Source organism: Geobacter sp. (genome assembly GCA_009684525.1).
GTDB lineage: Bacteria > Desulfobacterota > Desulfuromonadia > Geobacterales > DSM-12255 > Geoanaerobacter.
The window spans coordinates 1,060,615-1,074,223 of the sequence record WKKR01000002.1; the positions used below are offsets into that span (position 1 = coordinate 1,060,615).

9 protein-coding genes are annotated in these 13,609 nt (G+C 60.4%); all 9 read left to right on the forward strand.

The features are described 5' to 3' along the window. Positions 1 to 414 precede the first annotated feature (414 nt). The 9 genes from GJT30_10825 (at position 415) to GJT30_10865 (ending at position 13,587) form a co-directional block, all read left to right on the forward strand. Entirely contained in the window at positions 415 to 6,414 is a 6,000-nt protein-coding gene (locus tag GJT30_10825) for a hypothetical protein (GenBank protein ID MSM40101.1), read from the forward strand. A gap of 298 nt (positions 6,415 to 6,712) precedes the next feature. After that, positions 6,713 to 7,933 (forward strand): ammonium transporter, encoded by a 1,221-nt coding sequence (locus GJT30_10830; GenBank protein ID MSM40102.1) that lies wholly within the window; start codon positions 6,713 to 6,715, stop codon positions 7,931 to 7,933. A 145-nt stretch (positions 7,934 to 8,078) separates the two neighbouring features. Next, positions 8,079 to 8,438: a roadblock/LC7 domain-containing protein gene (locus GJT30_10835; protein MSM40103.1), complete on the forward strand. Its 360-nt coding sequence runs from the start codon at positions 8,079 to 8,081 to the stop codon at positions 8,436 to 8,438. A gap of 1 nt (position 8,439) precedes the next feature. Continuing rightward, entirely contained in the window at positions 8,440 to 9,585 is a 1,146-nt protein-coding gene (gene ftsY / locus GJT30_10840) for a signal recognition particle-docking protein FtsY (protein ID MSM40104.1), read from the forward strand. A gap of 256 nt (positions 9,586 to 9,841) precedes the next feature. Further along, positions 9,842 to 10,018, forward strand: a complete 177-nt coding sequence (gene zapB, locus GJT30_10845; protein MSM40105.1) for a cell division protein ZapB — start codon at positions 9,842 to 9,844, stop codon at positions 10,016 to 10,018. Further along, a complete protein-coding gene (zapA, locus tag GJT30_10850) occupies positions 10,018 to 10,305 on the forward strand; it encodes a cell division protein ZapA (GenBank protein MSM40106.1) in 288 nt (95 codons plus the stop codon). Before zapB ends, zapA begins: the two co-directional genes overlap by 1 nt. A gap of 357 nt (positions 10,306 to 10,662) precedes the next feature. After that, positions 10,663 to 11,235: a 5-formyltetrahydrofolate cyclo-ligase gene (locus GJT30_10855; GenBank protein MSM40107.1), complete on the forward strand. Its 573-nt coding sequence runs from the start codon at positions 10,663 to 10,665 to the stop codon at positions 11,233 to 11,235. Positions 11,236 to 11,249: 14 nt separating this feature from the next. Then, positions 11,250 to 12,809, forward strand: a complete 1,560-nt coding sequence (gene rny / locus GJT30_10860) for a ribonuclease Y (protein MSM40108.1) — start codon at positions 11,250 to 11,252, stop codon at positions 12,807 to 12,809. Next, positions 12,799 to 13,587, forward strand: coding sequence for a TIGR00282 family metallophosphoesterase (locus GJT30_10865; GenBank protein MSM40109.1), 789 nt, complete (start codon positions 12,799 to 12,801; stop codon positions 13,585 to 13,587). Before rny ends, GJT30_10865 begins: the two co-directional genes overlap by 11 nt. The last annotated feature ends 22 nt before the right edge of the window (positions 13,588 to 13,609 follow it).

Sequence of the window (13,609 nt, forward strand, 5' to 3'; positions counted from 1 at the left end):
TGAGATCCCGTATCGTAATCCGGAAAGGCGACATTTCAGTCTTGTCTGCCACGTGCCCGCGGTTTCCGGGCAGGACATGCCGCACAGTACCGCACCATGTTGCCGAGTATTTTCATTAAGGCCGGGTAACAATAATTCGGCAAGTTTAATGATCATAGCGGGTTTATCTGCGAACGCAATTCCGGGGACTCCTTTTTCTGCAGGAGGCGAATGGAACGGGTATCTCCTCGTAATCATGCAATTTACTGGATTATATATAGAAATTAATAAATAAAATTAAATATTATCCGATACGGAATATGAGAGATGATCAAAAGTCTATGTGCAAGTCCAGCCTGATTGGTTAGAAAACCTCACTTTGTCTTGGGATTGGCATAACATTTACATGCCTCGACAGGCAGGAAGCCCTCAATCATGACATCCATTTACAGAGCTTTTCATGTATGTGCGATTGCCGTTTTTGTTCTCGTTCTTTTCGCGCTTCCTGCCCGTGACGCCTATGGGGAGATCCCGGCGGCCAGCACCATAACCTTCACGAGCGGTGCGGGATTTACCGGAGTGCCGGTGAATACCGCTGCCGATGGGCAGGGCGGTTCGACGGACATACCAAGCATAACCATCGAAGTGTACGGGATTTCCAACAGTGTTGGCACAAAACTGACGGCTAACGGATCTCTTGAGTTCCATGACGACTGGGGCGTACCGCCAATAGTACTGTGGAATGGCAGCAGTGCTCCCTATGGAATGGCGATAAAAGCGACAGGAGGTACGCATTTCAAGCTGACGTCGCTCAATTTCAACGATTATGCAGAAGATTTGGACTCTCATAATTTCTGGACAATAGAAGCATTCGACAACGGTAATTCCCGAGGTAAAAGCTATTTTGATTTTATCACCACTGGTGCCAGTTATTTGTTGGCGCAAGGCGGCGTTCTGGATGATCGGTTCAACAATATCGATGAGGTCCGGATTTCCAAAACCGATGGCTTCGGGTCCTGGTTCGGCATCAATGATATCGTGATCGACAACCCTGTTGTCAACACGGCACCGACCTTTGTCGGCGCGACCACCACCCTGACGGTCAGCCAGAACTCAGGCGTCACCGATATCAAGGGCCTGTTGCACGTAAGCGATGCCGACGCCAGTCAGACCGAGACCTGGACCCAGAGCGTCGCCCCGAATCATGGCACCCTCAGTTTCTCCGGCGCCACGGCTTCTTCAGGGTCCACCGACATTACGCCCGGCGGTACCATCACCTACCAGCCAGCAGCCGGTTACATCGGTACCGACTCCTTTACCGTGGAGGTGAGCGACGGCTCGGACACGGCCACCCGGCAGATCTCGGTGACGGTAATCCCACCGCTCACGGTTACCTCCATCGTCCGCAGAACCCCGGCAGAAGCCGTTACCAACGCCGACATCCTGGTGTTCCGGGTGACCTTCAGCACACCGGTCAATAACCTGAGCACCGGCGACTTCGCCGTCTCCGGCACCACCGCCATAGTCACCGGCGTGACCTCTTCTGACTACATGGTCTGCGATGTCACCATCTCCGGTGGCAACCTGGCCAGCCTCAATGGCACCGTCACCCTCGGCTTTGCCGCCGGTCAAAATATCACCGACACAGCAGGTAACGCCTTTACCAACACCACGCCTACCGGGACCAACGATAACACCTACACCGTCGACAACTCCGTGTCCTCGCCTTCCACGCCGGACCTGGCAGCGGGCAGCGACAGCGGCAGCTCCAGTACGGATAACGTTACCAGCGACACCACGCCCACCATCACCGGCACGGCCGAGGCAGACGCCACGGTCACGCTGTACGACACCGACGGCACCACCGTGCTCGGCAGCGCCACGGCCACGGGAGGCAACTGGAGCATCACCAGCAGCGCCCTGGGTGCTGGCGCGCACACCCTGACGGCCAAGGCAACCGATACCGCGGGAAATACCTCGGCAGCTTCCAGTGGCCTGAGCGTTACCATCGACGCCACGCCACCGGCTGCGCCCGGCACGCCGGACCTGGCAGCGGGCAGCGACAGCGGCAGCTCCAGTACGGATAACGTTACCAGTGCCACCACGCCCACCATCACCGGCACGGCCGAGGCGGGCGCCACGGTCACGCTGTACGACACCGACGGCACCACCGTGCTCGGCAGCGCCACGGCCACAGGAGGCAACTGGAGCATCACCAGCAGCGCCCTGGGCGCTGGTGCGCACACCCTGACGGCTAAGGCAACCGATACCGCGGGCAATACCTCGGCAGCTTCCAGTGGCCTGAGCGTTACCATCGACACCACCGGTCCTGCCACCACGGTCGCTACAGCAGCCTTTTCCGCCGATACCGGCACCAGTGCCACGGATTTCATTACCAACACCGCGGCCCAGACCATCAGCGGAACCTTAAACGCCAACCTTGCGGCAGGTGAAATGGTCGAAGTCTCCCTGGACAACGGCTCCACCTGGACCGCTGCGACGGCAACCGCCGGCCAGAGCACCTGGTCCCTGGCCGGCCAGGCGCTGATCGCCAGCAATACCCTCAAGGTGCGTGTCGCCGACACGGCGGGCAACATCGGGACAGCCTACAGCCAGGCCTATCTGCTCGATCAGGCAGCGCCGACAATAACCTCTGTCGGCGTCCCGGCGGATGCCACCTACGATACCGGGCAGAACCTGGACTTCACCGTGAACGTCAACAAGAACGTCACGGTCACCGGCACCGACTCGACCCTGAGCCTCACCGTCGGCGCTGCTTCCCGACCGGCGGCCTACCAGTCGAAGACAGCCACCAGCATCACCTACCGCTACACGGTTCAGGGCGGCGATATTGACAACAACGGCATCACCGTTGGCGCCCTGACCCTGAACACCACCTCCATCAGGGATGTGGCGGGTAACGATGCGGTGCTGTCATTGCATGCCGTGGGCGCAACAACCGGAGTGCTGGTGGATACCCTGATCCCCACTGCCACGGCCGCCACCTCCATCATCGCCACCGGATTCAGCGCCAACTGGGGTAGCGTCACCGGCGCCACCGGTTATTACCTGGATGTCGCAACGGACAGCGGCTTCACCAGTCTTGTCACCGGCTACAGCAACCTGGATGCAGGGAACGTCACCAGCCTGAGCGTCACCGGCCTCACTGCCGGCACCCCGTACTTCTACCGGGTCCGTGCCTACAGCAGCGCCGGCACCGGCGACAGTTCCAACACCATCGCCCTGACCACGGCCACGACCCGTATCGTCACCTCCACCAGCGACAGCGGCGCCGGATCGCTCCGTCAGATCGTCACCGACGCCAATCCCGGCGATATCATTGCCTTTGACAGCAGCCTTGACGGCCAGGTCATCACCATTGCCACCGATCTCAGTATTGACAAAGACCTGACCATCAGCGGTCCCGGTGCGCCAAACCTGATCATCAGCGGCGGTGACATGACCCGGATCTTCACCGTGAATTCGGGCAGAACCGTGCATATTTCCGGGTTGACCATTTCCCACGGCATGGCCTTCGATGGTCCTGCCATTTTCAACTCCGGCGTGCTCACCGTTGCCAATGCCACAATTTCCGGGAATTACGCCCAGAGCTCTTCCGGGGGGGGTATCTACAATAATCCGGGAGCTACGCTCACCGTAACCGGCTGCACCATTTCCGGCAATTCGGCGGATGCTCTCGGCGGCGGCGTTTACAACAACAACGGCACAGCCGTCATAACCAACACCACCATCTTCGGTAATGCGGCCATGGCGGGCGGTGGCGGCGGCATGCTGAACAACTCGGCCGGCACCTTGACGGTCGATCATTCGACCATCGCCGACAACTCCGGCGGGGGGTTGGTCAACTTGTCAGGTGGCACGGTCACCATCCGGAACGCCATATTCTGGGGCAGTGGCTCGTATATCTCCGGCATAGCCACCATCAGCGACAGCATCGTCACGAACGGCTGTTACCCCGGCAGCACCTGTACGAATGTCAGCAGCGTTGATCCGCTTCTGGGCGTTCTCGGCAACTATGGTGGCAACACCGGTACGATCCCCCTGCTTGCCGGCAGTCCGGCCATCGACTCCGGAAACTGCGCCAGCGGTCCGGCCACTGACCAGCGCGGCATGAGCCGTCCCCAGAATGCTACCTGCGACATGGGCTCCTACGAACGTGGCGTCCCGGCTGCCTTGACGGCAACCGCCGGCACCTCTCAGTCCACGGCCATCAATACCCCCTTTGCCACGTCACTCGCGGCCAGGGTTGTCGACTCTCTCGGCGGGATGCTGGAAGGCACCAGCGTCACCTTTACCGGTCCGGGGAGCGGTGCCGGCATCAGCGCCGCCGGCAGCGCCGTCACAAACAGCTCCGGCATCGCTGCCTACGGCGTCAGCGCCAACGGCACGGCCGGTTCATACACGGTTACGGCCGCGGTCAGCGCACTGAGCGCTACGTATAACCTGACCAATACTAAGGGGACTGCCACGGTCAGCCTGGGAAATCTGACGGCAACCTACGACGGCACGGCCAAGGCAGCCAGCGCCACCACCACACCGGCCGGCCTGACAACGGCTCTCACCTACGACGGCTCGGCCAGCGCCCCGACGAACGCCGGCAGCTACGCGGTTGTCGCCACCGTGAACGACAGCAACTACAACGGCACGGCCACCGGCACCCTGACCATCGACAAGGCCGGCCAGACCATCACCTTTGGAACGGTCCCGGCAGTGGCAGTTGACGGCACCGGCACGGTCAGCGCCACGGGCGGCGCTTCCACCAGCCCCGTGCTGTTCAGCTCCACGACCACCTCTGTCTGCACCATCAGCGGCATCACCGTTACCGGCTTGACCGCCGGCACCTGCACCATTGCCGCGAATCAGGCAGCAGATACAAACTACAGCGCTGCAGCGCAAGTGACGCAGAACATTATCATTGGCAAGGGCAGCCAGGCCATCGTCTTCGGCAATGCTCCAGCCGTGGTTGTCGGCGGCATCGGCACGGTCGGCGCCACGGGCGGTACTTCCACCAGTCCCGTGCTGTTCAGCTCCACGACCAGCCCTGTCTGCACCATCAGCGGCACCACCGTTACCGGCTTGACTGCCGGCATCTGCACCATTGCCGCGAATCAGGCCGGCGATGCCAACTACGACGCGGCACCGCAGGTCACCCAGGATATCACGGTCGGCAAGGGGAGCCAGAGCATCACCTTTGCATCGCTTCCGCCAAAATATTTCGGTGTTGCGCCTTTCACCATCAGTGCCACGGCAACTTCCGGCCTGCCGGTTGCCTTTGCCAGCTCAAATCCGGCCGTGGCCACCGTGAGCGGCAGCACCGTAACCATTGTCGGTGTCGGAGAGACCTCCATCATTGCCTCGCAACCCGGCAATGCCAACTTTGATGCGGCCGTGTCCGTCAGTCAGAATCTGACGGTGACTATCAGTACCACGCCGCCGCTCCTGACCATTTCGGCTCTTCCTGATGGCGCAACCACCGCCCGGACCACCCAGAACATCAGCGGCACGGTCTTCGATCTCAACGGCATCGGCTCGCTGACCGTCAACGGCACCAGCGTCACGGTAAACCCGGACGGCAGCTTCAGCTTCCCGGTACAACTCGTGGCCGGGGCCAACAGCATCACCGTGGCCGCCACCAACAACGTCGGCACCGTTACCAGCGACGTCCGCACCATTACCCTGGACAGCACGGCCCCGAATCTGACTGTCTCCTTCCCGCCGGACAACGCGGCCGTGGCCCAGAACTACGTTACCGTTACCGGCACGGTCGCAACCATTCCGGGCATGATTGTCACCTACACGGTAAACGGCTCTTCCCCGCAAACGGCAACCCTGACCGATACGACCTTCTCGTTCACCGCGAACCTCACGCAGGGGATGAACACCATCCAGATATCGGCGGTCAACAGTGAAGGGAAAACCGCCCAGGCGAAACGGACGCTCAGCTCCCTCTCTCCCTTTTCCCTGGCTATTGCCTCGCCTGACAGCGATGTCCGCACGGTACGGGATACCTGCCTCTTGACCGGCACCGTGGCGGACAATACCACCCCGGTTGCCATTACCGTGGACATGGATGGACAGAGCTACCACCCGGCCGTGGTTGATGGCGCGTTCCAGCAGCAGCTCTACCTGAGCGATGCCGGGGTATACCGGGTGAGCGTAACCGGCATCGACGAGAACAGCTCCAGTCAGACCGTGCATCGCAACATCGTCCGCACCTCGGGTGTATCCAATCCCTTCACCATTGTCGACGCTCTGCAGGCGTTGATGATGACGGTCGGTGTCGTCACGCAGCATGCCGGCCAGGTCCTGCGACTCGATGTAGCACCGATGGTCAATGGTATCTCAGTCGGTGACGGGTTGGTTGATGTCGAGGACACCATCGTGATCCTGCGTATGGCGGTCGGGTTACTCTAGGGGGGCTGCCGGTTGAAAACGGCTGGCCCCTGTTTGTGCCTTGCCTGCTTAACCGGCCAATATTGCGTGCAGTCCTCTATCTGGTGCGCTGTAATTACGAGACACCTGTCGTAATCCCGCCTTGACATGGACATTGGTTTACTTTAACGTCTGCGCACGGCCTGTATTGCTCCCTTCCTAGCCGCCCGCACCTCCAGCATTGTTCAATACCCAACAAAACAGCTCATTTCAAAGGCGACAACGACGTCGCCGCTGCAAACCCCTTCTCGGGGTACTTTTCACAACGAGGTGAATTGGCATGAAGAAATGTATTACCTGTCTGCTTGTCACGGTTGTCGTGCTGTTAACACTGTTGGGAGTGTCACTTGCCGGAGAATCGCCGGGGACGACCCTCGGGGAGTTGACGGATGTGCAAAAATACAACCGGTCCATTCATATCATGGCGATGTTGCTCGTAGGCTTCGGTTTTCTGATGGTATTCGTCAAAAAGTACGGCCGGTCGGCGATCACGGCGACCTACCTGCTGGTGAGTGTTGCCATTCCGCTCTACTTTCTGAAGGACAGCCTTTTCAACCTGGGAGGCTCCGAAGCGGTTATCGACAAGCTTATCCTGGCCGAATTTGCTGCCGCCAGCTTGCTGATCTGTGCGGGTGCTGTTCTGGGCCGTTTGAAAATGAACCAGTACCTGTTGCTGGGCATCCTCTTTGTGCCGTTTTATGCGCTCAATGAATGGATCGTTCTCAGTGGCGGCCTGGGCTTGATCACCAATAAAGTCGTGGATACCGGCGGCTCCATCGTGATTCACGCCTTTGGTGCCATTTTCGGTCTTGCCGTGGCCGCTTCCATGACTACACCGAAAGAGTTCGATACCCCGATCGAATGCGACGAAACCAGCGACAGATATTCTCTGCTGGGGAGCATGGTCCTCTGGGTATTCTGGCCAAGTTTCTGTGCCGCCCTTGTTGCACCGGCGGACGTGCCGAAAACTGCGGTCAACGTTATCCTGGCACTGTGCGGGTCAACCCTTGCCACCTACGTTGCCACGGTCAAACTGCGCGGGAAGATATCGACGGCAGACATCGCCAATGCAACCCTGGCCGGGGGAGTGGCCATCGGCTCGACCTGCGACCTTGCAACACCTGGCGCCGCTTTTACTATAGGCGTTCTGGCAGGCATTGTCTCGACCTTCGGTTTTGCCGTCATCCAGGGAAGGCTCACCGATGCGATCGAAAAGGTCGATACCTGCGGCGTGCTCTATCTCCACGGCCTGCCCGGCCTGTTTGGCGGCTTGGCGGCACTGCTCGTGGTGACCGGCATTGACAGTCGCGCCCAGTTGACCGGGATTGCGGTAACGGTACTCATCGCCGCTGGCTCCGGGCTTTTTTCCGGTAAAATCATTTCTTTCTTCGGCTGCAGAACAGAACCGTATGTCGATGCGGAAGAGTTTGATGTTGAGAATGAAGAAGCTGGCGTGTTTGTTGCGCCGTTTGTCAAGGAAGCGGAACTGGAGGCTGAATAGGGCGCTATTCCTCCATTTTACCGGCGTATTTCCCTTTCAGGCACTTGCCTCGCAACCGGAAACGTGCAAGAATATCCGACTGATTTATCTCGTTTCCGGCCGGAGTTTCCGGATGGAAACTACCTGTCGGATGCGGGAGGTTCAGGTGTCGTTCAAGGAGACCCTCAAGGAGCTTGTGGAGTCGGTTCCCGGTGCCAGCGGGGCCATTCTGGCCGATTGGGAAGGGGAAGCGGTCGAGCAGTACTGCTATTTCGACGAGTTCGAGATGAAGGTGATCGGTGCCCACAAGGGGATCATCCTGAGCCAGCTGCGCGAACTGCACGCCCGCTATCCGCTTGGCGAACTGCAGGATATCGTCATAACCACGGAAGAACAGCATCACGTCATCCATACCGTTGGCCCGGATTACGTGCTGGTGATGACCATGAAGCGGGCTGCGTTGCCTGCCCGAGCCGTGCAGGGGCTCCGCCGGGTGGCGCATCTGTTTGCGAAGGAGATATACTGAGATGGCTGAAGAGAACAAGGGCTTTTTCAAGGGGTTATGGGGCAAGCTGACCGGAGCTGCGGCTGACAGCGAGCCGGTCGAGGCGGACCGCGAGGAAGAGCAGCTCGCGGAGCCTGCCAAAGAACCGGCCCGGGAACCTGTCAGTGAGCCTGCTGCGGAACCGGCCCAAGAACCGGCCGGGGAGCCGGTCGTGGCAACGGCCCCCGCCCCGCCGGTCACGGAAGCCCCGGCGAAAGTGGGTTTTTTCGAGCGGTTGAAAAAGGGGCTGGCCAAGACCCACGAAAGCCTGGTCGGTCGCATCGACACGTTGCTCCTGGGGAAAAAGCAGATCGATGCCGACACGCTGGAGGAGCTGGAAGAGATCCTGATCACTGCCGACATCGGCGTTGCCACGACAGTGGAGCTGATCAGGACCCTGGAGGGGCGTCTCAAGAGGAACGAGTTGCAGGACGGCGGAGCGATCAAAAAGGCGCTGCAGGAGGAGATCCTTGCCCGGCTGCAGCAGTACGCGTCGCCGCTGGATGTTTCCGCGGCCAAGCCCTACGTGATCATGGTGATCGGCGTGAACGGGGTGGGCAAGACCACCACCATCGGCAAGCTGGCCAGCCGCTATACCGGCGAAGGGAAAAAGGTTCTGCTGGCTGCCGGCGATACCTTCCGCGCCGCGGCGGCGGAACAGCTCGAGGAGTGGGGGAGGCGGGCCGGGGTGGACGTCATCCGCCACCAGGACGGGTCCGACCCTTCGGCCGTGGTCTTCGACAGCTGCAAGGCCGCTCTGGCCAGGGGGAGCGACATCCTGATCGTTGATACCGCCGGCCGGCTCCATACCAAGGTCAACCTGATGGAGGAGATGAAGAAGATCCGCCGCGTCATGTCGCGGGAGCTGCCCGGCGCGCCCCACGAGACCCTGCTGGTGCTGGATGCCGCCACCGGGCAGAATGCCATCTCCCAGGCCCGTCTCTTCAAGGAGGCGGCCGGCGTGTCGGGCGTGGTGCTCACCAAGCTGGACGGCACGGCAAAGGGGGGGATCGTGGTGGCGGTGAGCAACGAATTCCAGCTTCCCATCCGGTTCATTGGCATCGGTGAACAGGCCGACGACCTGCGTCTCTTTGATCCGGAACAGTTTGTAAAGGCGCTCTTTACCTAGTTTCCATCCGGAAACAGTTCTTTTCCGCCCTGGCGGTGTCAATCTGCGGGATTGCTTGTGCGGCGTACCGATGTACGCCTCCGCGCACCCCCTTGATTTCCTTGCCAGGACAAAAAATCCCTCGTTTCCGATCTGGAAACCGGTAGTGTCTCATCCGGTTTCCGGATGGACACTACCTAATTGCCGAAATCAAGAAAACGCCTTGACTTTTGCGGGGTTGTCACATAAAATTTCTCCGCGAAACAAGGGGGCTTGCATGGACGGCGAACTCTTGTCGGTTCTGGAAAAGCGGATCGAGACCCTGCTGGATGGGTATGCCACCCTGAAACAGGAACATGCACGGCTTTCGGAAGAAAACCAGCGCCTGCTCCTGGAGCGGGAGGGGCTCAAAAGCCGCATCGATGCCATTATCAGCCGTCTTGAGACGGTCTGATGGGTGGTGTGCTGTCCCATCGCGTGAAGGTCATGGGACGCGAGCTGCTGGTCAGGAGTCCGGCGTCCCCGCAAAAGGTTTTCGAAATAGAGCAGTTCGTCAATGCCCGGCTGGCCGAGGTTCCTTCTTCGGCGTCGGGGGGCGACACCCTGGCGGTTGTGAGTCTGGCACTGCTCAACCTTGCCGGGGATTTTCTGGCGCTGGCCGAAGAGCATGACCGGTTGAGCCAGGAGTACCATGATCGGCTGATTCGGCTCCTCAACCGTTTGGACGGGGGGAATCCGTAGCCGTACCGTCTCTCTCGGGAGATTTTCATATATGAGTATGTCGGATTGGAAATTTACGTCAGTTCCAGCAGGGGCCTTCCGCACCGCTTGCATTCATGCCCCTGTTTCACTGATAGATGGCTCTGCAGCCATCATTAATCTGTCAGAGGTCAAGCCAGCGAATAGTGCGTCGCAACGGAATGCAGTGGGATCGGTCCCGCAGCAGGCTCAGGCAACTCTGTAACCCTTCCTCCATACTCAAAAACTCTCCCCGAGAGCCGGCAATAACGAGCCTGGTCCGCTGATGCGGCAGGCCGCAGCCCGGCCGATTTCCCATTGTGCAATAGTGTACGGTCGGCAGTACCCATGGGTGGCGCGATGCCCAAGCGGGATCTCAGGCGTTTGATGCTGGAGCGGCGGAACAGCCTTGCCCCGTCCGAGTGTCTGGCGGCCGGTCGGCGCGCGCAACAGCATGGCCTCGCGTTGGTGGAATTTGCCGCGGCGCGTACCGTTGCCCTCTACGCGCCGATCCGCAACGAGGTCGCAACCGAGATGCTCCATGATGCGGCCCTGGCGGCGGGAAAGCGGGTTGTGTTCCCGGCGATGGTGGCGGATCTGCTGGTATTCCGGGTCGTCCGTGTCCCAGAGGATCTGGTCTGCAGCCGCTTCGGCATCTGCGAACCGCTGCCCGGCTGTCCGGTCATTGCCCCGGAGGAGATCGACCTCTTCTTCATCCCGGGCGTGGCCTTCGATTCCGCAGGACTGCGCGTTGGCTACGGCAAAGGCTTTTACGACAAGACCCTCCATCGTCTGGAGGGGCAGGGGCGCCTGGTCGGGCTCTGTTACGATTTCCAGCTGGTGGAGCCGATCAGCGGAGCTCCGCACGACGTACAGATGGATATGGTCGTTACCGACCAGAGGGTGATCCACCCTCGCGGTCATTTCACATAAAGGGGGAAACAACCTTGGACATGACAGTGGTAGTGCTGTTGCTAGTGGTCGCTGCAGTGGCCGGAGGGGCCATCGGGGTCCTGACGCGTCGCAAGGGGGCGGAAAAGGGTGGGGCTGTCCAGGAAGATGCGATCAGGGTCCTGGAAGATGCCAAACGGGAGGCCGAAACCATCATCAAGGAGGCTTCGCTGAAGGCCAAGGATGAGGTGTTCCAGGCCAAGGCAGAGGCAGAGCGGGATGCAAAGGAAAAACGCAAGGATCTCCAGGCACTTGAAAAACGGTTGCAGCAGAAAGAGGAGAACCTTGACAAGAAGATCAACCTGTTCGATCAGCGTGACGCTGATTTCGTCAAGCGCGAGCAGGCATTTTTCAATCGTGAGCAGGCGTTGGGGCAGAAAGAGGAACGGATCAACCAACTCATCGAGGAGCAGCGGCTCAAGCTGGAAAACATCTCCGGGATGACCGCGGTCGAGGCGAAAAAGCTCCTCATGGACGAGATGGAGAACGAGGCCAAGCTCGATGCGGCCAAGCGGATCAAGGCGATCGAGGAAGAGGCCAGGGAGACCGCCGACAAGAAGTCCAAGGAGATCATGGCCCTGGCGATCCAGCGCTATGCCGGCGAGTACGTGGCCGAACGGACCGTTTCGGTCGTTGCCCTGCCGTCCGACGAGATGAAGGGGCGGATCATCGGCCGCGAAGGACGTAACATCCGCGCCCTTGAGGCTGCCACCGGCATCGACCTGATCATCGACGATACCCCTGAGGCGGTCATCCTCTCCGGGTTCAACCCGGTTCGACGGGAGGTTGCCAAGATCGCCCTGGAGAAACTGATCACCGACGGCCGCATCCATCCGGGGCGGATCGAAGAGGTGGTTTCCAAGGCCGAGGCCGAGGTGGAGCAGTCGATCAAGGAAGCAGGCGACCAGGCTGCCTTCGACCTGGGGGTCCACGGCATCCATCCGGAGATCCTCAAGCTGATCGGCCGGCTCAAGTACCGGACCTCCTACAGCCAGAACGTCTACCTCCATTCCCTGGAGGTTGCCTTCCTCTGTGGCATCATGGCGGCAGAACTGGGGATCAACGTCAAGCAGGCCAAGCGTGCCGGCCTTTTGCACGACCTGGGCAAGGCGGTGGATCATGAGGTCGAGGGCTCCCACGCCGTTATCGGCGCCGAACTGGCACGCAAGTACGGCGAGTCCCCCAAGATCGTCCATGCCATCATGGCGCACCATGAAGACGAGAAGCCGAACTCGGTCCTGGACGTCCTGGTTCAGGCAGCCGATGCCCTGTCGGGCGCACGGCCGGGCGCACGCCGCGAGATGATGGAGACCTATGTCAAGCGGCTCGAAGACCTGGAGCGGATCGCCACCTCATTCGGCGGCGTGACCAATTCCTTTGCCATCCAGGCGGGACGCGAGATCCGGGTCATGGTCTCCAGCGACCAGGTCAGCGATGAGCAGGCCGTGGTGCTGGCCAAGGACGTGGCCAAGAAGATCGAGGCCGAGATGACCTATCCGGGGCAGATCAAGGTTCACGTGATCCGGGAGACCAGGGCAGTCGAATATGCCCGTTAAACTGCTGTTCATCGGTGACATCATCGGCAAGCCGGGACGCCAGGCCATTGGCCGGATGCTGCACCGGCTGGTGGACCGCCACCGAATCGACCTGGTGATCGCCAACGGCGAGAATGCCGCCGGCGGCTTCGGTATTACCGCAGAGACGGCGCAGGAACTGTTCCAGCTCGGAATCCACTGTTTCACCAGCGGCAACCACATCTGGGACAAGAAAGAGGCGCTGGAGTACGTCACCCGCGAAGAGCGCCTCGTCCGTCCGGCCAACTACCCGCCGGGCACGCCGGGGCAGGGGAGCACCCTGCTCAGGACCGCCGGCGGGATCAAGGTCGGGGTGCTCAACCTGGAAGGCCGGGTGTTCATGAACAACCTGGAATGCCCCTTCCGGGTTGCCGACCGCGAGGTCGAACGGCTGCGGCAGGAGACGCCGATCATCTTCGTCGATTTCCATGCCGAGGCCACCTCGGAAAAGACCTCCCTCGGCTGGTACCTGGACGGCCGGGTGAGCGCCGTGGTCGGCACCCATACCCATGTGCAGACCGCGGACGAGCGGATTCTGCCCGAGGGGACCGCCTACCTCACCGATGCCGGTATGACCGGCGCCTTCGAATCGGTGATCGGGGTGCGCAAGGATGAGCCGATCCAGAAGTTTCTGACCCAGATACCCACCAAGTTCGAGGTGGCGAAGAAGGATATCCGGCTGAACGGCGTGGTGATCGAGATCGACGACGCGACCGGCAAGGCGCTCGCCATCGAGCGAGTAAACATCGCCTGCGAATGAACCTGATAACGGCAATTAACCG

Bases quoted from the DNA above. Each gene is read 5' to 3' on its own strand.
- GJT30_10825 (MSM40101.1), top strand. From the start codon at position 415: ATGACATCCATTTACAGAGCTTTTCATGTATGTGCGATTGCCGTTTTT.
- GJT30_10830 (MSM40102.1), top strand. From the start codon at position 6,713: ATGAAGAAATGTATTACCTGTCTGCTTGTCACGGTTGTCGTGCTGTTA.
- ftsY (MSM40104.1), top strand. From the start codon at position 8,440: ATGGCTGAAGAGAACAAGGGCTTTTTCAAGGGGTTATGGGGCAAGCTG.
- zapB (MSM40105.1), top strand. From the start codon at position 9,842: ATGGACGGCGAACTCTTGTCGGTTCTGGAAAAGCGGATCGAGACCCTG.
- zapA (MSM40106.1), top strand. From the start codon at position 10,018: ATGGGTGGTGTGCTGTCCCATCGCGTGAAGGTCATGGGACGCGAGCTG.
- GJT30_10855 (MSM40107.1), top strand. From the start codon at position 10,663: ATGCCCAAGCGGGATCTCAGGCGTTTGATGCTGGAGCGGCGGAACAGC.
- GJT30_10865 (MSM40109.1), top strand. From the start codon at position 12,799: ATGCCCGTTAAACTGCTGTTCATCGGTGACATCATCGGCAAGCCGGGA.